This window comes from Spongiimicrobium salis, assembly GCF_043678055.1.
Taxonomy (GTDB): Bacteria; Bacteroidota; Bacteroidia; order Flavobacteriales; family Flavobacteriaceae; genus Spongiimicrobium; species Spongiimicrobium salis.
The window spans coordinates 271,883-292,929 of the sequence record NZ_JBHEQA010000001.1; the positions used below are offsets into that span (position 1 = coordinate 271,883).

A 21,047-nucleotide genomic window follows, 5' to 3' on the forward strand; every position below is an offset into this window, starting at 1 on the left:
CAAAGAGAATCTTCCCTATGAACATCAGACGTCACCTTCTACCCCTATGCAGTGTAGTACTACTTTTTTCCGCAACCACAAGCTGTCAAACCAAATGGCAGGGTAAAAAAATAATCTTGCCCAAAATCAGCAAGGAAATTATTTCGCTCCGTAAAAATGACCAGAAATACAGAATGAAATGGTTAAAACTAAACGCCAAAGGAGAACAAGAGACAGAAAAGTTTAAAAAAATTACCGAGAAGCTCATCAATATCGATCGAAGTAATACGGCACGAATGGAAGAAATCGTGGAAAAACACGGCTGGCCTACCTTTGAAAAGGTTGGTGAAGAAGCCAGCAATGTGGCCTGGTTAATTGTACAGCATGCCGATAGAAATCCTTTTTTTCAAGAAAAATGCCTTGAATTGATGGAACAAGCATTAAAGGAGCATCAAATAAACCCTAGTAATTATGCGTATTTATACGACAGAGTGCAGCTTGCCAAAGGAGAAAAACAATTGTATGCCACCCAGAGTACGACAAATCATAATATTAATGCCAAGATTGCAGGCTTTCAACCCATAGAAGACGAATCCAATGTTCAAAAAAGACGGGAGGAAATGAACATTGAGCAACATATTGAACACTATGCATTATCCTTGAATTTTGACTACCGGGTTCCCTCCGAGCAAGAAGCCGTGGAAAAAGCCAAAAAATTTGAAGATGCCTATAAAATACATATCCAAAGAGCAAAGGAAGCCATGGATCAGGGCAATTATGAAGCTGCAGCTTTACATTACCTCAATGCCTTAAATTCTGATGGGTATACCAAAGCTGAGGACTATGTAGAAGCGGCCAGAGCCATGTCTTTAGCAAAGCATGATGAAATTGGATTGGCCTCATTTTATTTGATCAAAGCTGCTTTTAAAGGATATCCAGAAATTGCCCAAGTAGATCAAGACCCTGATTTCAATTACCTTAAAACAGAAAGCCCTGATTTTTGGGAACACGATTTAATGAAAGTCATTCATACCGCACAAAAGCAGTGATAGGCATTTAAATACATTGGTTTACGGAAAACCCAAAACCTTTTCAACAAGGTCTCAGTTCATTGGTGGGTCAGTCCGTGACGGCTTTCTTCCGTTTCAACAGCAATCCAAAAACAAATGAAAAGAATGCCGTAAAAAGCAGGTTCAACACCAAATTCACACTAAAAGAAATCCATAGGTTACCATTGGTTTGCACATGATTGTCCATATCTTCTTGCGTGTAGTCTCTCCCCAATTCCAAGTGACCTTCCAACAATTCATTAAAAATACGCCCCCTGTTCAAGGCATAGAACTCCGCACTAAAGTCGGGCTCCAACAACAAACGGAAAACAAGGTTATATCCGATAACCACTATGGAACCGATCAAAAATATCCAAAGCCCTATCATCATACCTTCTTTTAAGCGCAAGCTGTTTTCATTGGCTTTTCTATAGGTGTATAGGGCTATAAACAGCAATAGCGGCAATAGATAGCCCCTAGCCTGCGTATAGGCCTCCCCTAACCTTTCACCATAATATCCATAATCCAAATGAAGTCCCATACCATAAATTACCATATGGTAAAGGGTGGGCAGCCCGCCTAAAATAAGGCCATAAATCCATGTAAATTTGTAAAGGGATTTGCTTTGGTCCATGGCTGTTTATTTTAGCGTATTCAAAAATGCTTTTAAGGCAGTCCAATACTCTTCTTGATACGGCTGTCCATTCCACAATACGCTAGAGCCGTGTCCGCCTTTGCTCTCCGGAATAAAATGCACAATATTCTCCTTGGTAGGAATACCTTCCATCAATGCCGTTACCCGGGGCACTTCTTCTTTAGAGGACGTCATAAAAAGTGGTTTTTCAAATGTGGAGAGTACGGATGTCAAACCCTTTGCCAGGCCACTAAAACTTATTGCGGCTTTTGCATTATCTAATCTGGCCGTTATTGCTATAGCATAATTGGCAGAAAAAGAACTTCCCCAAATAATGACATTTTGGTTATAGCGCTTATCGAGATAGTCAAAGGCCGTAGACATTTCTTGTTTCACTCTTTCAAAGATTAGCCTTCGATTCTCGATCGCATTGCCCAAATCGGTCCCTTTAGCTACGGTTTCATTGTGATGCGCCGCAAAGGTACCTCCCCCGGATAAATCAACCGCCAGCGCATTAAACCCCATTTCATTCAACTTTGGAGCAATATCCGCATATTCATATTTGTTATATTCTGCCTGATGGCACAATAATATCGCAGGTCTGTCTGCACCAATATGGTATAAGTTCCCCACTACGACCCTATTATCGGCAGTGGTAAATTCTATTTTTTCGGGGGGATATTTTTTAGTCAGCGCATCAGCAATAGGCTGCTCTGCATTTTTACCTTGTCTTTGTTCCCGGGTTTCCCGAATAAGATCTTCAATTATTTTAATTTCCTTGATTTTCCCTTCGGCATCGAGCATAATGGAGGATTGCCTGTCCTTGGTATCTTCATCTTTAAAATCGTAAAACACCACAATTTCATTAGGTTTACTTTCTACAAAGGACACGGATTCCATACGTTGGAAAACATCGGATAAAATGCGTTCCAAGATTGTAGGATTCAATTGTTCTTTACTAATCATTGGAGGAATGGCCATATCTACACTGATAAAGGATTTTAAAGCATCCGCGTTCTTAGCCTCAACGGATTCTTTAAATGCTTCAAATTGTTTGGTGTAATCTTGTGATCTCAAGGAAAGTGAACATAAAAGGATTCCCCAAAAGAGTATTTGCATTAATTTCACAGGTCGTACATTTAAAAAGTTATTGTACCACGAAGTAAAAAAGAAGCCCCCTACCCTTTTAGACGAAGTTATAAAAGCAGACGACTTTGTTACGAGAAAACCAAAATATGGGATGTGGTACCACTAGCCTATTTCATCACAGGAACCAGTGCGTTCCTATGGATATTCCAATCTTATTGCCTATTAAAGATGTGACGTCACTGTCCCATATCCAAACCAACCCTTACCCCAAAACTCTGGGAATCCCCTTGCCGCCAACCATGATATAAATCAATACGCCAACGTTTTAAAATACCTGCCATACCCACACCCAATTCTGTATAATGCCCTCCGGCATCCGTATACAGGTAGTGGACTCCAAAAAGCGGTTTTAATCTAGATTTCCCCAGTTCCCATAGTGGTCCAAATTGATGTTCATAATGTCCTTGAAGATAAAACTCCGCCGTACTATTCCTATAGTACTCCAGAAGTTGAAATTGATCAATATCATAGGTGCCGTACACCGTTTCTTTTCCTTTAAAATGTTTGAAATCCACAAAAGTAAGACGGTCCTTTTTCAAGAAATCCCCCGCTTCTATAAATGCCCTCCCATATCCTTGGCCTACCTTAAATTCATCTTGGATACTAAAACTTAATTTTTGGTAGGAGAGATCTCCACCCAAAATTGCAGCTGTTGCATGGGTATAGATAAGCGTAAAAGCTGGATATTTTCCCCGGGAAATCAATTGCCCTCTTTGTTTCTCAAGATGATGTCCTAACTGCCAGCGCAGTACCGTCTTAAATAGTACGGCTTTGTGTTGCACGAAAGCCGTACTTTCCAGTGTGCTATTTTCTGGCGCATTTGAAGTGAAGTCTTCGTCTTCCTCAAATCGTGCAAGATTATTTAATGGATTTCTTTTGTTCCATCCTATGGCCAAAGTCCATAAAAAGTCCTTAACAGGTGAAAAAGAATGTTCCATTGCCACATAAGAACGTTCATATATCTTTAGGAAATTTTCACGAAAAGCAAAAGTATAAAGGGTATTGTTTAAAGCGCTCAGCGTACTTTGTTCGTAAAGTTGTTCCACGGCGCGCCCACCAGAAAGGGAAAAGAAGGCATTCCTTTTTGGCTTATAGTAGTATTGTGTCTTCAATTGTGCCTGAAATCGCTTATTTCCAAATCCGTATCGGATATTAGGATGGATCGAAAAGAAACGATCATCCTGATACTTTTGCGTGAACTTCACTTGAGGATTGACCACAAAACCTTCCACAGTATTTGCCGGAAACCATTCGAAAGCATTGGGGAAGTACCATGCTTGCATTTCATTTTGCAATAGCACTCCTGAAAATAGAATATTCGGGACGCCAATAGCCTTCGTTTCCACATCTTCAGAAGGATTTTGACGTTGAGCTGATGCAATCTGTCCTATAATCAGGTACAGCAGTAGTACATAAAATTTTTCGTTGTAGATAACGGCAGATTTCATCCGTATTTATTTAAAATTCACAGGACAAATAACCAATGTCTTTACGCCATACTAAAGTGAATTGTGTTCAGTGGTCATATAACCTTGTAAAGCACAACACCTTCATTCACCTAGTTATATTGCAATTCAAAAGATTGGGATAGGTGTAATCGTATTTATTTTAAATATTTGTCTCTCAGTTAATTTTTAATCGTTTATTGCAGTCATAGATTTGGATGATTTGAAAAAAGAGATTGTACTCATACTTGCTTTTTACCTAGTGATGGGTATCATGAACTATGTAGCCTTGGTTATAGATCTGGGGCGATGGATCAATCCCTCGGGAACGCTCATTAATTATCTGCTTAAAGCGGTATTGACCCTTCCCCTATTATGGGTGTTCTTTAGGAAATTGGCCTCTTCTGCTATTTGGAAAAAAGGACTTTTGCATCTGCTAACGATGTGCCTATTCACCTATATCTGGATTAAAACATACTACCTGCTCTGTGATAGCTTGGGGATTGTTCGCCTTCAGGGGCAACGGGAAGTTTGGGATGTATATCTGACGCTTCTTTTTTATGGCATTCAATTCGGTATTTTTCATGTATATATCTATTCCGGAGCATTAAAGAAACAAGAATTGCTATCGGCCGAGCTGAGCAAGCTCCATGCAGAAAGTGAATTAGCTGCGCTGAAAGCACAACTCAATCCACATTTTTTATATAATATCTTTAATACCATAAATGCTGCCATTCCTACCACGGCAAAGAATGCACGGAATATGGTGAATGAATTATCGGATTTGTTTCGATACCAGCTTAAAGCTTCAAGGGAAGAAATGATTCCGCTACTAGAAGAACTGCATTTCGTACGTAAATATTTGGATTTAGAGAAAGAACGTTTTGGTGAACGATTACAATATACGATCAATGCTCCGGCTGCGTTGACCACGCTATTGATTCCGCCACTTATTCTTCAACCCCTTGTTGAAAATAGCATAAAACATGGTATTTCCCCGCTTATAGAAGGAGGGGAGATCCAAATTGATGTCATTCCTATGAAAGATGAATTACAGCTTTTGGTATGCGATACTGGAAAGGGAATCAACGTACAGGAAAAATCAGCGCTATTCCAAAAAGGCGTGGGCCTTTCCAATACCAATGCACGGCTCCTTAAAATGTATGGAAAGGGATTGGAATTAAAGAAAAATACACCAACTGGACTTTGTATATCCTTTTCAATACCTGTTCACAATATATCCACACTGTCATGAAAAAAGTAATTATCGTAGATGATGAGGCTCCAGCCCGTAAATTGATCAAAGAATTTTTACAAGGGCATAAGGATTTGGTGATCATTGAAGAATGCAACAATGGCGTGGATGCGGTAAGGGCCATCAATACCTTTAAACCCGATTTGGTCTTTTTGGATATCCAGATGCCGGGTTTAACCGGATTTGAAGTACTACAACGCCTGGAAGAAATGCCGCAAATCATTTTTTCAACGGCCTACGATCAATATGCCTTTAAAGCCTTTGAGGTACATGCTGTAGATTATTTGTTGAAACCCTTTAAACAAGAGCGCTTTGATGAGGCTATTGAAAAAATCATGACCAGCAATACGCAGTACCTCGATCAAATACAAACCTTGGTGAACGGACTCCAAGAACAGGAAACCTATCTTACCAATATTCTAGTATCTGTGCGGAATAAATTGATCAACATTCCGGTAAAGGATATCCTTTACATCCAAGCGGATGGCAATTATGCCAAATTGATCTTGGAAAAAGGTTCGCATCTCACAAGCTATGGTCTAACAAAGTTGGAGGAGAAGTTAAATCCACAGCAATTTATACGCGTACATCGGTCTACCGTAATCCATATTGACCATGTAAAGGAAGCCTATAGTTACCCTTCCAGTTACGAGTTGATCATGACCAATGGAGATATGGTCAGGGTAAGCCGAAGTTATCTGGGCAATATCAGAAAATTAATTGTATAATTTTTCTGGGAATCTTCCATAAGAATTACAAAATCAATGACATCATCCATGTCTCCTCAATCCGCGAATTGCACTCTCATTAATGGACTATTCAAAAGGCTAAAAATAACTTTGACGTTTACATGAAAATCATCAGCAACGGATTTTGTAAAACTTTTTAAGTCTTGTATTTTATCCGTATCATAATAAATGCCATTCATCACCACACCCGCAATGCTTCTTGAATGGGCAATGTTTTCTAAAGGATTTTTATTCAGGATAACCAAATCGGCAATTTTTCCCTTCTCAACACTACCATAGGTATCATCCATTTCAGAAAATCGGGCAGGAACAATAGTGGCACTTTGAAGGGCTTCAAGCGGTGTTAAACCACTTTCAGTTAGATCTTTTAATTCATCGTGAAGGCTGAATCCTGCAAACACATAGGAATCCGTCACATCGGTCCCGACCATAATTGGCACCCCAATTTCCTTCGCCATTTTTACCTGTTCTCTGGAGGCTTCATAAAAATCCAGACTCAATCCCTTATTGTCTTGGGACAAGTTTCTTTCACTATTGTTTTTTCGATCAATATCCCACCACAATTTCTTTCTTATGAAGGTAACATAATCTAAATTGGGATGTTTCCGGAAAATTGGTCTATGTGCATAGGCCTCAAATTTTAAGGTCTGCAAGGTAGGTACCCAATGCGCATTGTGCTCCTTCATGAGTCTCATCAGGTCCCTAGCTACCCCAAAATCAAAATCCTCCACCATTGATTTTTTGGATTTGTAGTACAGCTTTTTCCAGTCTTTTGAAATTCGGAGACTATCTGCTTTGGGAAAAGCTTCGAACATGAATATACGGCCATGCTCAAAGCTTCGTTGTCCTAATAGAATGGCATCCTCCAGACTGGTAAATACCGGCTTGTGGCCTGCAATATGTAATCCATACTTTGGTGCTTTCAATGCAAGTTCCTTATAGTATTCCGGCACTATTTGCTGATATACCTTGATGAAATCAACGTCCTCCGCTTTATAAAAATCCAAAAGAGCATCAACATCCCCAGCCTTTTGCAGTTTAAAAAATTCAGGAAACCCAGAGGGAACAGAAGAGGCCCCGTCTATTTGATAACTACTTTGCAGTACATATCTTGGCATCACCCTTTTGTCTTCCTCCATTTCAGCATTCCATAATAGGCGCTCTTTACTACCCGCCCAATAACTGTCCTCACGATCTAGCTGCCCGGACATATCCCGTATTCCCGTAACCCCATTGGCAATAAAAAGCGGATGATGCAACCATTCGGAATGCTGGTTGGAATGTGTATGCATATCCCAAAGCCCGGGTATCAAAAATTTGCCAGAACAATTGATGACCAAAGCATTGGGGTACTGTTCAAAAGTATTTCCTGCATCGGTTGAAAAAATGAGGTTATCTTTTATCAAAACATTCCGATCTTCCCATATACTACCGGATTTAACGTCGATCAGGTTTATGGATGTCAATACGATGATATCGTGTCTCTTCGGTGTTTTCAGCTCAGGCATGGGCCAAAATAAAGCTATTAAAACAAGGGTCAAGGCCAAAAGAAATAGGCCTAATGCTATCTTCAGAAATTTAAATACTCTTTTTCTCATCTTCGCTATCTAATAGTATAGTATAATGACGCCCCAGCACTAAAAACGTTTCTCGTAGCTCGTGCATTTTACCCTACTTGCTGGGTCTATTGCTACTGAAGTACGCCGTTGACTATGATTTTTCATTGCATATTATTTTTTTCCGGAATATTGTTCCCCATTTACTCCCCAATTACCTATAGGTACTTCATCAATGACCACATGGGTCGTTTTGGGGCTTTTGTTCAATACATCAACAAGCACTTGTGTCACGCCTTCAATTAATTGGCGTTTTTGTGCTTTGGTTACCTGTTCATCGGTAATTTTTATGTTTATAAATGGCATTTTTTTACGTTTTAAATGAATACTACAAAATTGGGGCAATCAAAATACGGGACGAAGGATATACCTCACTTCTTTAAAGTGATGTATGTCACATTTTATATAAATCCATCAAATATGAATAAAGATTCCACCATGAAGTCGCTGTTGGGTTTTATTGTAATGTAGGGACCAGAAGCCTTTGATTACACCAGTATCTGAAAAATACCTTCTTAAGCCACACTCCCCAAAGGTGATATCCCGCATTGCATTGTGATACTCCATATCGATATAAAAGCGATATACCTTAGAAACAGGAATGACAGCGGAAAACGCCGTTTCATGGCCATCCCTAGTAAATAACAGGGAAGTGTTTTCCTTTTCCCATTTTGCAGCAATAAATAGATTACCATCCTCTATGAAGGAAGCCAAGGCAAAGTCGTTATAGGTCATTTTAAGATGCTGCCCCAATTTGTTCTCATGCTTATGGATACCATAAGACAACTTAAGTTTATGAAAAATGTAATCTACTTTAACCCCAGCTCTGCCTCCAAGAATGTTACTTTCTGCATTGGTTTCTACCTGACTTTGCCCAATTAAGGGGCTAGGTCTTAATTCAGTAGTAGGAGTAGCCATTGCGCCGAGCGCTATTTTTACATTTTCACCTGGGGTAAAAATAATTTCATAACTCCTGATACTTTTTAGCATCTGCTTCTCCTCTCCCTTCAACACGACAGATGTCCTTATTTTCCATGTTTTAGGTACTAACCAGCTAGTAAGTCTCGCGCCTATTTGAATAGAGTTTCTGTGATACCTTCCTCTATGCTGTTCCGATAAAGTGGTGTATGCTACTACGCCAGCATAGAGTTTGTCCATAGTAAGCTCACTACTGATAGGAAGGTTTTCAATTTGCGCACGACCATCCGATGTACTTAACCAACATAGCATAAAAACGAGATATGGAATACATCTGTTTTTCCTTGTGATACACACGGCCTGTGACTTTGATTATTATTTACGATCTATAGCATATTTTCCACTCCCTGTAAAGAAGATTACTACTGCTCCGAAAAGGTAAAATGCCTGTAGCTCAATAGCCCAGCCCCCAAATTGATTTAGTGAAAAAATTTCCCCGGCATGGGTAGTAATGATAGCCAATACCATAGTGACAACTACAAACAAACTGGCCCACCTTTCCTTATAGCCGATGATGATACATAGCGGGGCAATAATTTCGCCTATAAAGGCGCCATAGCCCAAGAAGGTAGGCAGGCCGGATTGGACCATCATACTTTTAATAAATTCATACCCATTGAGGAAGTTTCCAACGCCATGAAAAATGAGCAAACCTGCTACTAATAGCCTTAGCATTAAAATTCCAATGTCTTTGTTTTCTTCGATTGTTTTCATCTTTTTTTGGTTTAAAATTAATACCACAAAGTTGAAGCGAATCGAAAGCGAATCGAAGGACTTAAATCACTAATTTATAGTGACCTAAATCACATTTTACTGCTGTAAAATCAAAAAAAGATCAGGAATTCAATCTACTCAGGGTTTCCCTGGAAACTCCCAGATAAGACGCAATAAGCTTTTTTGGAACCCTTTGAAAGAGTTCGGGATATTGTGTTAAAAGCATATCATACCGCTCTTTGGCCGAATTCTTTAAAAGGGAAAGAATCCTGTTTTGTAATGCGATTCTACCAAACTTACTCTTTTTGGCCCAAAACCGCTCCATTTTATGCATTTGTGCGCTAAGCTTATCCCGGTTTTCAAAGCTTATATACAGCATCTGGCAATCTTCTAAACAATCAATATAGATTTTTGAGGGAAGCTGTTTTACAAAGGCCTCATAATCCGTAACCCAATAATGTTCCAGGGCAAATCGAAGAATATGTTCCTTTCCGTTTTCATCTAGGAAATAACTTTTTAAACAACCTTTCAAGACCCAATATTCCCTGTTGATAAACTCCCCTTCCTGAACTATATATTGGTGCTTGCGCTTTGTGATCGGTTCAAAATGACTAAGCACAAAATCAAATTCTTCATCGGTAAGGCTGATTATTTCTTCAATATGTTCTCTGAGAGGGTGTTTCATTACGATATTCTATTCATTGTATTATGGATGGGCACTTCATCTTTGTCTAGGATGCTTTCTCCTATTTTTTTAAAGCACTCCAATCCTAAGGTATTCGTAAATTTAAGAAAGATCTTGGGAAACTACGGTATGCCGTACTAGGAGTATGGGGCGACAAACTTCAAGCTATATTTGTACTAAGCCATACGCTACACCGAGCTTTCTTTTTAAAAAGAATGGATCGCCCCACATCCAAGTGCCTCCACCGCTCTTTAAACTGCCCTAGAGAACGGCAAAATTCCAAGCTAAATGAATGGCGCTTTTTAAAGGTGTTTCATCTATTATTTCAGGGCCTAGGGATACTTTTGGAATACGCTGCTGCTCATCTATTGGAAATATGAGGTTCGTTACAAATCCTTAAATATAACCCCTCCTTTTAAATCTACCGTGACCCATTGACTTTTATCCCTGGATACATCAAAACCAGAAATGGTGGCCTTATGGGCTACCCATTCATCCAACAGATCTCCGTTACTTTTACGCCATACCCGTATGGACTTGTCCAAACCTACCGTATATATTTTATCCTTGATAATTTTGGAATATAATAGTTTCAGTTGATAAGGGTCGTGCAAGGTATCTCCATTGGCCTCCTGAAAAATCAAATAAGGATGTTTCTTTTCATAGAGAATTCGTTTTTTATCACGATCGTAAAAGAAAAATCGATTGTCGTACAGGGCCACACTATTGCCTTTACTATCTATATCATCTATTTTTCCAAATACGGGAATCTCCTCCAGGACTACTCCTTTTTCTATATCCCAAATGCTGTATTTGTCAAAAGTTTGAAAGTATGCCTTTCCATCATCACTGATATGCCGTATAAAATGATTGGGGAGTTGGTCCAAAATTTCAATGCGATGATAGTCCGCATTAAGATCCCAAATATAGTTGTTCTTCCGTACGCCCAACCCACTTAAATAGCGTTCATTATCCGATAATCGCAGGTTCACCAACCAATTGCCCTTCCCCACTTCTATTTTCTTTATGACTGCTCTTTTTGCAAGATCTATAACCAATACTCCAGACCTATAGGTCGTAATATAGGCCTTGTGCCTTGATTTGGAATATTGCATCCCATAAATCTCATCGGCTATGTTGATCAAAAGTTCTTTAGATCCTTGTTTCGTCAATGTATAGATACTGCCATCATACGTAGAGGCAATAACCTCATCTTTATCTGCAATATAGACAACATCGGTATAGCTTAAAGGGTTTATAGCTGTAAAGCCCTGTTTTTGTACAGTTTTCGTTTTTTTACAGCCGAAAATGATCAGTGTACCAATAAAAATAAGGGTAATTTTAATCTTCATCTGTGTTCAGTTTTAAGGGGTTATTATTTTCCAACAAATCCATATACAGGCCGTCATCTCCCGCGGAAAAACTTATTTTATTGCCGTTTTTTCCCCAAACTTGCATGGCTCCACCTCCCAGTGGATCTGCAATGAACAAGGCATTCTGTTGGGTTTTGGAATCCAGAGTGAGGTAAACATTGCCATATCCATCATCGGTGACGTAGCCCCCGCGTTCCTGCCCTTCGGAATCATAGAGCATTACTCCGGCTATTCCTTCATCAGAGCCTCTGAAATTGCGATACCCATTAAATGTAGGATCGGGTAAGGAAGCCCCAATAATGACACGCTCCACGCCCAAAGTATCCGTGACCACAAGCCCTCTCACTTTTAAGATATCCTTGGAAAAATCCAAGGGTTCTTTTTGTTCCAAAATAATGTGATAACAAAGCCATGCGGTAACCACAAGGTTTCCGATCAACAGGCCCATGTAAATTTGCTTTGATTTCATAATTACAAGTTTTGATTTACTTAAAGACCAAATGAAAGAAGGCGATGTGGCATTGCCGATAGCTTCCAATGTCCCATATTGGTATTTTGAGACATTATGTATGGTGCACCGAGGCTTTTAACATCTTAAGGATATGCCCATTTTATATTAGGTGTTATTCATTTATTTTTATTAAATCCAAATAAGAATAAATTGTATATTTGCACTATTAAAAAAAACCCCTATGGCCTGTGTTAGTAGTTTCAATATCATTAAAGGAATCTTCACTACTTTTTTAGAGGAAAACGGACACCGAAAAACATCGGAGCGTTATGCTATTCTACAAGAGATCTACGAATCGGACGAGCATCTGGATATTGATTCCCTATATGTTCGCATGAAAAATAAAAACTATAGGGTCAGCCGTGCTACCTTATACAATACCATGGACCTTCTTTTGGAATCGCGCCTAGTCCGCAAACATCAATTTGGGGATAATATTGGGCATTATGAGAAATCTTTTTTTGATGGAAAGCACGATCATATTATTCTGACTGATACCGGGGAAATATTGGAGTTTTCCGATCCTCGAATTCAAACCATCAAAGAGACCATTGAGGAGACTTTTGGGGTTACCATTGATGAACATTCCCTATATTTCTACGCTACCCGAAATCAACATGCAGTAGATGCCGTGAAAAACGAGCAAGGGGAATAGTTCCCGTATGCTGTTTGTACCCTCCTTTACCGCTAAAGAAGGCGTATCCAATTAAAGAAAAAACGTCCACATGGGCTAGTGTCTATGCGAACGTTTCTAGAGGATATTATAATCTTATAGATACTTATGAAAAAAAGCACTGGTCTTTTCTACGGATAAACCTACTTCTTTCTCCTGGTCATAAAAGGCAAATTGATGCATTACGGGAGGTAAATCCGTTTTCACCCATACCAATTCCTTATTTTCAGAGGGAATAGTGTTAAAATACTTCTTGGTGTACTCCGGCAATACGCAACCATCACTATGCATCATAAAAACAGGCTTGTTCAAGTTTTTTGCTGATGGAAATGGATCAAGTGTCAACCAATCTTCCCAAGTAGCCACGGCAAACTGATCCGCACTCCATTGCGGTATTGCCCCCCGTTCTGGATTTAAGTAGTAGTCAAACTCTCCAAACATTGCCGCACTTTCATCTGTTGTTGATATGGTTTTGATATAGGTAAACTTCCCTGTTTCCGCATATTCCTTTTTGGCCTTTTTAGCGGCATCAATACGTTGCTGTACGCCCATTTCACCTCCATAAAACAATTTTACGCCCTCCGCGTCATGCAGCCAGGATGCTGTGGTCGCCACTGCTTTTATCGCATCATCCTGCGCCGCGGCCATTAAGGTATACATGGATCCCGCGCATACTCCAAAAGCCCCTATCTTTTTGTTATCCACCTGGGGCAGTGTCCTTAGATATTGTACGGCATTTTGAATATCCTGGATTTTCATCTTTGGATTTTCCCAAGCTCGTGGCAAACCTTCGCTTTCCCCGTAATTTCTAAAGTCAAAAGCTAGGGTTATAAAGCCTTCTTTGGCAAAACCTTGTGCATATAAACCTGCCATTTGTTCTTTAACCGTGGTCCAGCTTCCAGAACAGATTATGGCGGGATATTGCTGTTCTTCATTGTAATTGGGAGGATAGAACAGGTTTCCCACTACCTTTAATCCTTCACTTTTAAATTGTATTTTTTTCATCTTTGTTATTTTTTGTTATTTAATTTCATCCAACAATCCAAAGCTTCTCGCAGCAATTATGGGATTGAACAGCTCTACGTATTCCTTTATTTTTCCGTCGCTATTGAATTTGAAAATGGAATAATAATCGTTGCGGTATATCCCTGCATTATTTTTCAGTTTGATGTTTCCCGTATACTGCACAAATACCACTTGTGGATCTTCCATGGCATAGATTTCTTCAATGGGAAAAGTCATCCCATCAAAATTGGAAAAAACGGGCGTCCAATAGGCCTTAATAGCCTCTTTGCCCACAGCACCTTCGAGGAAAATTCCAGAATGGTACGGGTTTATATGCTTGCCATCTTCTGCAAACAAGTTCACTAATCCCGATATATTTTCATTTTCCAATACCTTAAAAAATTCTTTGACCGAGTTCTTGTTTCTATTTCCTATGGCTTCTTTCATAATTTCTATTGCTTTTAACTGTTCTATTTGCTGTTGTAGTTCCTTTTCAGTAGCCGAATTGGCACATGCAAAAAACAATCCTATACATGCAAACAAGGCTATTCTCATCCTATTATTTTTTGACATTTGTTATGGCTCTTTTTACAAGTTCTGGATTGCCTGTTTGATACTTGTAATTGAACTTCATTTTGTTGATTTTCCAATCCCCCATTCTTTTTTCCAAATCAAAGTCGTAAGTACCCACAACGGTCCAGAGACTACCCGCATCATCTTCTAAATAGTGCGTGGCAGTGCCATAGATAAATGCATGCGCTTTGTCTTCAACCACCTTTATTACAAAATTTCCTATTTGATGATGTGTATGTAAAAAACCTGGCAAGACCGTTTTCCAGGCAGTGGTAATTGCTTGGGGCGAAAGGCTTACGGCAGGGTTTCCGGTCATTGAGCTATAGTCTAAATCTACTTGTGCGTCAAACAGCGCCTCCACGGCACTCCAATGGCCATTGTCGGTATGTATAAATACGCTGGTAACTACTTCTTGAATTTGCTGTTGTTCTTCCATAACCTTATTGTTTTTAGTATTTTCCTGACATCCAAAAAAAAAGAACAGGACGATAACAATTCCTCTTTTCATATCGTATTATTTGATGATACAAAGATGCAATCGCGTTGATCGGAAGCGTTTATAAATTCAAAGGAAGAAGTATAAAAATCAAAGAATCTATTGTCTCCTGAAAGAATTTGGAGTTTGATTGGTCTGTTTTTTAAAAAAGCTACTGAAACGGTTGGGGGAATCGAAATGTAAGAGGTAGGCAATTTCTTTAACGCTTCTTGGCGTTTGAAGTAAATGGGATTTGGCCAAATGTAGAATGTGGTTATGAATATGTTTTTTTGCCGTATGCCCAGTGACCTGTTTGACCACCGCATTTAAATGATTGGGATGCACGGCCAATTGCGCTGCATAATAGCTAGGCGAATGTACTTTGTCCTGAATCATTTGGGCTTCTTGAAAACTTACTTCAATTAGCGTCTGAAATCTAGAGAGTAAACTAACATCCGCTTTCCTAAAGGCTATCTTTGCTTCTTCTTCGGGAACCTGTTTTCTAAAAAAACGCTTTACATAATTCAACAGTACCAGGAGATATGCTTCAATAATAGGGGATGAATTGTCCCGTATCCTGTGGTATTCTGCATACATATTTTCGTAGATGTTCAGCAATTGCGACACGTCTCCAGGTTGTATCTCAAAAGGTATTGCTTTGTCGATTTTTAGAAATGGAAACTCCTCCAAGAGCTCTTTTAAGTGTTTCGATCGTGTTACATACTCTTTAGAGAACATCACATAATACCCCTTCCAATCTGGTAAAATACTCCAGGAAAGAATTTGAAAAGGAGAGTTAAAAAAAACAGTAGCTCCTTTGGGGAAATTGGTATGATGCCCTGAAATTGCCTTTCCGGAGCCTTCAACTTTTATGGCTATGGCATAAAACTCATGTTTAAAGGGCGTCATTTTAGCAATGACCATGGGCATATTCTCCTCAAAACTCCGAATGTCCAAATAAGGCTGCTTTGGGGCTGAAATCCGAATGGCTTTACAATAACTTTCTATAGTTTTAAAATGCTCCACAAAACAAAGCTACATTTTCTTTTTTTAACGCATTTCTGGGAGGCCAACACAAGGAAAGAAAAACCATCAAAGCCTATAAAGCCTAGTTTTCGAGAAGGTATCATGCCACCTTCCTCCCATAAGAAAAGAAAGAGGTTCAAAGGGTATAAACCTGCACAGGGTTCTCCATAGGACAGCTCTTATATAGGGGTATTTTGTAGTGCTGACGAAAGTATTGGTCAGCGCCTTTCCCAAGGTTTGCCGAAACACTCCTTCTAAAATCACATAATAGCAGAAAGCCGTAGCAGGAAACATCCATTGATATCCTATATCCTGAAAATAAGGATATTGGACCAACCAATATCCAAGTTGTAAATTAATGAGGACATCAATTCCATAGTTCCACAATCGCAAGGATTTTTTATGACCTACATCCTGTATTTGTTCTCCCATTTGATGCTTAAAAAATTGGTGACAATAGACCCCATACGTCAGCGCCAATACCGCAATGGTTACCGTATTTACGATATACCTGATTTTTTCAAAGCCACTGCTTCCCATAATAAAGCTTTCAAAATCCGATAGGATTAAAGAAGGTAAACTCAGAAGGCAAAATTGAATGGCATAGTAGAGTATTGAAAATTTCACGATGCTATGGAAACTTCTCTTTTTTTGAATCAGTTGTACCAATAGTCCAATAATCAGCATCAGGGATACGACCAGTAATATACCCCGATCCAATAACCGCATCAAAACAGCGACATCAAAACCTGAACGCAATGCCTCTATATGCACTTCTAGAAGTGCAATAAGTCCTTGAAGATAGGCAAGTCCCAAAAGGCCTTTTAGCACGGCAAAAGCCAAGGTAATCCAATATATTTTTTTCATAAGGGTCGTTTCAGGGGTTAGGCATCCGGGAACCTCTTTTCTAGATGCCTTCCAGGTGGTCATTTCACAAGTACAATAACGGAGCATTGCCCATAAGATTGTCAATGCCCCGGTATCATTTCCGCTGCTTTATCGAAGTCGGATTACACGTAAGGAGACACTGTCCCCACCCTCCGTCACATAAAGCACTTTTCGTTTGGGATCTGCGGTAATGCCATTGGGTACATTAAAAGAGGCTTCTTCAAGAGGGCCATCCTGAGTAGTTTTAACTCCATTTCCTGCAAAAACAGAGGCTTCTCCAGACATAGAAACTCTATAAATGACGCCTTCCCCTGGAGCGGTGGCAAAAATGGAACCTGCGAAGTACGTGATATATCCAATTACAAAATTTTCAACTACGGTCGGTATCGTTGCCAAAACCTCAACCGATCGATCGGGATGTATTTGTAAAATATCGCCGGTATTGAAATTTCCAACAAATAAATTCCCTTTAAAATCAAAATCGATCCCAACGCCTCCCAAAAGTCGCGCATCCTGCACATAAACACTTACTTCTCCTTCCGGCGTTATTTTATGTACCCCGGGAAAACTAAAATTGGAAACATAGATATTCCCTTGTCTATCCAAGGTAATCCCTGAAGGAAAACCTGGTAAAGTAGCTACAACAATTCTTGTACCATCACTAGCTATTTTCAATACATCGCCGAATATTTCATTAGAGTCAGCACTACGTCTTCTTACATTGTTGACTACAAAAATAGCGCCGGCCTCGTCTACTACATTTCCCGTAGGGTTCACCAAACTATCCACGGCTACGGTCACTTCTGCGGTATCAGGGTCCACTCTTACTAGGGTAGTCCCGGAAAAGGAAGCAAATCTACTGGCATAAATATTCCCAAATCGGTCAACGGACAGACCATCATCAGCTTGGAAATTGCTTATGAGTGTTTCAACCCGTGCGTTTTCGATTTTGTTTTCAAAAAAATCATCATAGAACTCACTACAGGAATATAAGGTAATGAGAACACTTAAAAATAGAAGATAAGTCATTTTTGATTTCATAATTCGGTCCATTGTTTTCATCTGTTTATTGTTTTTAACATTCCCGACAATCTTAAGGGATGTGGAAATGTAAATCGACCGTTTGTATAGCTTTACACAGACTTTCCTTTTTTACCATTAAATGGGATGTGATTTTTTTGAGGGGCATGCCATGTTTAATAGGAACTAAAGTTATTATAGCACTTACTATGAAAATAAGGGTCAATTCCGTAGATTGTCCTGTAAATATTTCTGAACGAATCTTCGTTTTTGAAGACAGATTTCCACAGAGAAGTGCTCATCATTAAATTCTGAACACCGTGTATAATACCGCCATTGAAACCTTGCCGCTTGAAGCCCTTAGAACTTTGCAAAGCAAAAGGCTGACTACCCTTATCCATAGGGTATATCGCGACGTGCCATTCTATAAAAAACAGTTGGACTCCGCTGGAATCCACCCCTCAGATATACGCAATATTGAGGATTTGCATTTGTTGCCCTTTACTCGAAAAACTGATTTAAGAGATCACTACCCTTATGGATTGTTTGCCAAACCCAAAGAAGAAATACGAAGAATTCATGCCTCTAGTGGAACTACCGGAAAACCCACTGTAGTGGGATATACTGAAAATGATCTTGCTGTTTTTGACGAAGTGGTCGCCCGTTCGCTAGCTTGTGCAGGGGCAAGGAAGGGAATGACCATGCACAATGCTTATGGGTATGGTCTATTTACGGGTGGTTTGGGTATTCATGGAGGCGCTACAAAATTAGGTATGGCCGTAATTCCGGTTTCCGGAGGTATGACCACTCGTCAATTGACCATCCTAGAAGATTTTAAGCCAGATGTGATTTGCTGTACCCCCTCATACGCCCAAACACTTTCAGAAGCTCTGGTAAAAAAAGGAGTCAACCCTAAGGATTTGGCCATTAAATATGCCATTCTCGGAGCAGAGCCATGGACCGAGGCCATACGTAAACAAGTGGAAATAGGTCTCGATGTCTGCGCGACGAACATCTATGGATTGAGTGAAATTATAGGTCCTGGGGTATCTCAGGAAGATTTTGAAGAAAAAGGAAGCGGCAGTTATATTTGGGAAGATCACTTTTTCCCGGAAATTGTTGATAAAGATACTGGAAAGCCTCTTCCCTATGGAGAAGAAGGTGTTCTTGTATTAACCACTCTTACCAAAGAAGCCTTGCCCCTCTTACGCTATTGGACCAATGATATCTGCAGTATTCAGTATGACCCCCATGCGAAAAGAACGCATATAAAAATGTCCCCTATTAAAGGACGCGCAGATGATATGTTAATCATTAGAGGGGTAAACCTCTTTCATACCCAGGTAGAAGAAGTCATACATCAGTTTGATTTTCTAAGCCCCAATTACCGACTCCTTGTAACACGAAAAGGCAGTATGGACACTGTAGATCTTGAAGTAGAAGTTGCAAAAAATGTGGACGTTGCCCATACAAATCTAAGGGAACTCCTTCAAAAACAGTTAAAAGATACTATCGGCATTTCAATGGTAGTTCACCTAAAAACTCCTTTTAGCATTCCAAGGAGTGAAGGAGGCAAACTGAATAGGATTTTAGATAAGCGTTCCTTGTGATATGAGTTCGCAGGACAAAGGAATCTGTACCTCCACCTCTTTTGGAATACTAGACATGAAAACATCCATTCTCAAAAAAGAATAGATGTTTTACTGCGTCTCGAATGCTATCCCTGTTCTTACAAAGCGGTTTCTTCCGCTAAGGAAGGATAATCTGTATATCCCTTATGATCTCCTCCGTAAAAAGTATGGGGATCTAATTCATTCATTGGGGAATTTTGCTTAAACCGTTCAGGCAAATCCGGATTGGCAATAAAGAAACGCCCATAACTAATTGCTGTTGCTTTTCCCTCTTCAATACGTTTTGCCCCAGTTGTTGCGGTATAGTTGCCATTGGCAATATAGGCTCCTTCCCATGATTGCTGCAACTCATTGAGAATGGCTCTTTTTTCAGCGGCCAATGTTGTAAAGGGCATCTCTTCGTTTACTTCCAAAAAAGCTAACTTATAGGTGTTAAGTTTCGAAATTACATAACTAAAGGTTTTTAACACATCTCCCGCTCCCATGGTATTATAGGTACTGGTAGGCGACAGTTTTATTCCAACACGATCTGCGCCCCAAATTTCCACGGTATCATTCATGACTTCTTCCAGAAAACGATAGCGATTTTCCAAAGATCCCCCATAAGCATCCGTACGTTGATTTGTAGCTTCCTGTAAAAAAGTGTCGATTAAAAAGCCTCCGGCCGCATGAATTTCAACCCCATCAAAACCAGCTTCCATAGCATTGCGATTGGCGCGAACGAAGTCGCTTCGAAGCTCTTGAATCTCCTCCAAGGTCAATCCCCGGGGCATGGTTGGGGACTGCATTCCATCATAGGTCATTACTTGATCTTTGCTTGCAATAGCAGATGGAGCCACCACCTCAAATCCTTCAGCTAAGATGGAGGAATGTGATGCCCGGCCCGAATGCCATAACTGCAAAAAGATACGCCCCCCTTCCTGATGCACTGCTTCGGTTACTTTTTTCCAAGATGCCACTTGTTCCTCCGTATAAATTCCGGGACAGTTGATTCCCCCTGCGCCTTTATTGATCTGGGTAGATTCTGCCATAATAATTCCCGCGGTAGCACGCTGTCTATAGTATTCTACCGTAGTCGCGGAAGGAATACCTCCTTCCAAGGCCCGATAACGACTCATGGGTGCCATAAAAATGCGGTTCTTGGCCGTATAACGCCCTATCTTTACTGGATTAAAAAGTGTTTTTATTGTCTGTTCCATGATTTATTATTTTGTGATTTAAATGTGTTGTGAAAAAATAACTTCCCGTATAATTTGCCAGCGTTCTTCTTCCCATATAAAGTCAATGCTCAACGCCAATCTACTTTGTGTTCCGGTTAAATTTACCTGTCGCGTAATAGCAATATGGCCGGTATCCCCATTCACTTCTGCGTGATTAAATTGTGCAGTACTATTTTCTTGAATGTCGCCTTCGTTTAATCGCGTTTCTATAAGTTCCACAAAAGAAGTTTTATCAAAACGCATGGTCTTGCCCTGTTCATTGATCATTAAAACCTGCATATTTCTATGGTATAAACTATTGAACAAGGCTATTTCTACAGATTCCTTTGCATTGATCAGATGACCGAGCGATGCCTTTAATCCTTCTATTGATTTTGTATTCTTTTGTTTCATTGTTTT

The 21,047-nt window shown here is 39.8% G+C and carries 23 protein-coding genes; 5 read left to right on the forward strand and 18 right to left on the reverse strand.

Features of this window, described 5'->3' with window-relative positions:
* Positions 1-116 precede the first annotated feature (116 nt).
* Complete coding sequence (locus tag ACEXOE_RS01270; protein WP_394746908.1) at positions 117-1,028, forward strand: DUF6624 domain-containing protein; 912 nt, start codon at positions 117-119, stop codon at positions 1,026-1,028.
* A 70-nt stretch (positions 1,029-1,098) separates the two neighbouring features.
* Here ACEXOE_RS01270 and ACEXOE_RS01275 read toward each other — a convergent pair whose 3' ends face one another.
* From ACEXOE_RS01275 to ACEXOE_RS01285, 3 genes are all read right to left on the reverse strand, one after another.
* Entirely contained in the window at positions 1,099-1,662 is a 564-nt protein-coding gene (locus ACEXOE_RS01275; RefSeq protein WP_394746909.1) for a DUF4199 domain-containing protein, read from the reverse strand.
* Between the two features lie 6 nt (positions 1,663-1,668).
* Positions 1,669-2,781: an alpha/beta hydrolase gene (locus tag ACEXOE_RS01280; protein ID WP_394748484.1), complete on the reverse strand. Its 1,113-nt coding sequence runs from the start codon at positions 2,779-2,781 to the stop codon at positions 1,669-1,671.
* A 206-nt stretch (positions 2,782-2,987) separates the two neighbouring features.
* Positions 2,988-4,259, reverse strand: a complete 1,272-nt coding sequence (locus tag ACEXOE_RS01285; protein WP_394746910.1) for a DUF5686 family protein — start codon at positions 4,257-4,259, stop codon at positions 2,988-2,990.
* 220 nt (positions 4,260-4,479) lie between these two features.
* Between ACEXOE_RS01285 and ACEXOE_RS01290 the strand changes: the two genes are divergently transcribed.
* Together ACEXOE_RS01290 and ACEXOE_RS01295 are read left to right on the forward strand one after the other, a co-directional pair.
* The gene (locus ACEXOE_RS01290) at positions 4,480-5,511 is read left to right on the forward strand and encodes a sensor histidine kinase (RefSeq protein ID WP_394746911.1); all 1,032 of its coding nucleotides are present in this window, start codon (positions 4,480-4,482) and stop codon (positions 5,509-5,511) included.
* Positions 5,508-6,239, forward strand: coding sequence for a LytR/AlgR family response regulator transcription factor (locus ACEXOE_RS01295; protein WP_394746912.1), 732 nt, complete (start codon positions 5,508-5,510; stop codon positions 6,237-6,239). Before ACEXOE_RS01290 ends, ACEXOE_RS01295 begins: the two co-directional genes overlap by 4 nt.
* A 56-nt stretch (positions 6,240-6,295) precedes the next feature.
* On the opposite strand, the gene ACEXOE_RS01300 is transcribed toward ACEXOE_RS01295, so the two are convergent.
* From ACEXOE_RS01300 to ACEXOE_RS01330, 7 genes are all read right to left on the reverse strand, one after another.
* Positions 6,296-7,858, reverse strand: coding sequence for an amidohydrolase family protein (locus ACEXOE_RS01300; protein ID WP_394746913.1), 1,563 nt, complete (start codon positions 7,856-7,858; stop codon positions 6,296-6,298).
* 132 nt (positions 7,859-7,990) lie between these two features.
* The gene (locus ACEXOE_RS01305) at positions 7,991-8,182 is read right to left on the reverse strand and encodes a tautomerase family protein (protein ID WP_394746914.1); all 192 of its coding nucleotides are present in this window, start codon (positions 8,180-8,182) and stop codon (positions 7,991-7,993) included.
* Between the two features lie 108 nt (positions 8,183-8,290).
* The gene (locus tag ACEXOE_RS01310) at positions 8,291-9,106 is read right to left on the reverse strand and encodes a hypothetical protein (RefSeq protein WP_394746915.1); all 816 of its coding nucleotides are present in this window, start codon (positions 9,104-9,106) and stop codon (positions 8,291-8,293) included.
* Positions 9,107-9,169: 63 nt separating this feature from the next.
* The gene (locus ACEXOE_RS01315) at positions 9,170-9,568 is read right to left on the reverse strand and encodes a DoxX family protein (RefSeq protein ID WP_394746916.1); all 399 of its coding nucleotides are present in this window, start codon (positions 9,566-9,568) and stop codon (positions 9,170-9,172) included.
* A 121-nt stretch (positions 9,569-9,689) separates the two neighbouring features.
* Positions 9,690-10,253 carry a Crp/Fnr family transcriptional regulator gene (locus ACEXOE_RS01320; RefSeq protein ID WP_394746917.1) on the reverse strand — a complete coding sequence of 188 codons (564 nt, stop codon included), beginning with the start codon at positions 10,251-10,253 and terminating at the stop codon, positions 9,690-9,692.
* Positions 10,254-10,639: 386 nt separating this feature from the next.
* Complete coding sequence (locus ACEXOE_RS01325) at positions 10,640-11,605, reverse strand: YncE family protein (protein ID WP_394746918.1); 966 nt, start codon at positions 11,603-11,605, stop codon at positions 10,640-10,642.
* On the reverse strand, positions 11,595-12,095 hold the full coding sequence (locus ACEXOE_RS01330; protein WP_394746919.1) for a hypothetical protein: 501 nt from the start codon (positions 12,093-12,095) through the stop codon (positions 11,595-11,597). The genes ACEXOE_RS01325 and ACEXOE_RS01330 overlap by 11 nt, the downstream gene beginning before the upstream one ends.
* A gap of 223 nt (positions 12,096-12,318) precedes the next feature.
* On the opposite strand from ACEXOE_RS01330, the gene ACEXOE_RS01335 reads away from it, so the two are divergent.
* Positions 12,319-12,792: a Fur family transcriptional regulator gene (locus ACEXOE_RS01335; RefSeq protein ID WP_394746920.1), complete on the forward strand. Its 474-nt coding sequence runs from the start codon at positions 12,319-12,321 to the stop codon at positions 12,790-12,792.
* A gap of 114 nt (positions 12,793-12,906) precedes the next feature.
* Here the strand turns inward: ACEXOE_RS01335 and ACEXOE_RS01340 are convergent, their stop codons facing one another.
* The 6 genes from ACEXOE_RS01340 to ACEXOE_RS01365 all read right to left on the reverse strand — a co-directional run bounded on the left by ACEXOE_RS01340 (position 12,907) and on the right by ACEXOE_RS01365 (position 17,839).
* Positions 12,907-13,815 (reverse strand): alpha/beta hydrolase, encoded by a 909-nt coding sequence (locus tag ACEXOE_RS01340; protein ID WP_394746921.1) that lies wholly within the window; start codon positions 13,813-13,815, stop codon positions 12,907-12,909.
* A gap of 15 nt (positions 13,816-13,830) precedes the next feature.
* Positions 13,831-14,370 (reverse strand): nuclear transport factor 2 family protein, encoded by a 540-nt coding sequence (locus ACEXOE_RS01345; protein WP_394746922.1) that lies wholly within the window; start codon positions 14,368-14,370, stop codon positions 13,831-13,833.
* Between the two features lie 4 nt (positions 14,371-14,374).
* Positions 14,375-14,896: a nuclear transport factor 2 family protein gene (locus tag ACEXOE_RS01350; protein ID WP_394746923.1), complete on the reverse strand. Its 522-nt coding sequence runs from the start codon at positions 14,894-14,896 to the stop codon at positions 14,375-14,377.
* Positions 14,897-14,983: 87 nt separating this feature from the next.
* Positions 14,984-15,889, reverse strand: coding sequence for a helix-turn-helix domain-containing protein (locus ACEXOE_RS01355; protein WP_394746924.1), 906 nt, complete (start codon positions 15,887-15,889; stop codon positions 14,984-14,986).
* Between the two features lie 66 nt (positions 15,890-15,955).
* Entirely contained in the window at positions 15,956-16,756 is an 801-nt protein-coding gene (locus ACEXOE_RS01360; RefSeq protein ID WP_394746925.1) for an RDD family protein, read from the reverse strand.
* Positions 16,757-16,885: 129 nt separating this feature from the next.
* The gene (locus tag ACEXOE_RS01365) at positions 16,886-17,839 is read right to left on the reverse strand and encodes a hypothetical protein (RefSeq protein WP_394746926.1); all 954 of its coding nucleotides are present in this window, start codon (positions 17,837-17,839) and stop codon (positions 16,886-16,888) included.
* Positions 17,840-18,117: 278 nt separating this feature from the next.
* Between ACEXOE_RS01365 and ACEXOE_RS01370 the strand changes: the two genes are divergently transcribed.
* Positions 18,118-19,407, forward strand: coding sequence for a phenylacetate--CoA ligase family protein (locus ACEXOE_RS01370; RefSeq protein ID WP_394746927.1), 1,290 nt, complete (start codon positions 18,118-18,120; stop codon positions 19,405-19,407).
* Between the two features lie 119 nt (positions 19,408-19,526).
* Here the strand turns inward: ACEXOE_RS01370 and ACEXOE_RS01375 are convergent, their stop codons facing one another.
* Together ACEXOE_RS01375 and ACEXOE_RS01380 are read right to left on the reverse strand one after the other, a co-directional pair.
* Positions 19,527-20,627 carry an alkene reductase gene (locus ACEXOE_RS01375; RefSeq protein ID WP_394746928.1) on the reverse strand — a complete coding sequence of 367 codons (1,101 nt, stop codon included), beginning with the start codon at positions 20,625-20,627 and terminating at the stop codon, positions 19,527-19,529.
* Between the two features lie 18 nt (positions 20,628-20,645).
* Positions 20,646-21,041 (reverse strand): hypothetical protein, encoded by a 396-nt coding sequence (locus ACEXOE_RS01380; protein WP_394746929.1) that lies wholly within the window; start codon positions 21,039-21,041, stop codon positions 20,646-20,648.
* Positions 21,042-21,047 lie beyond the last annotated feature (6 nt).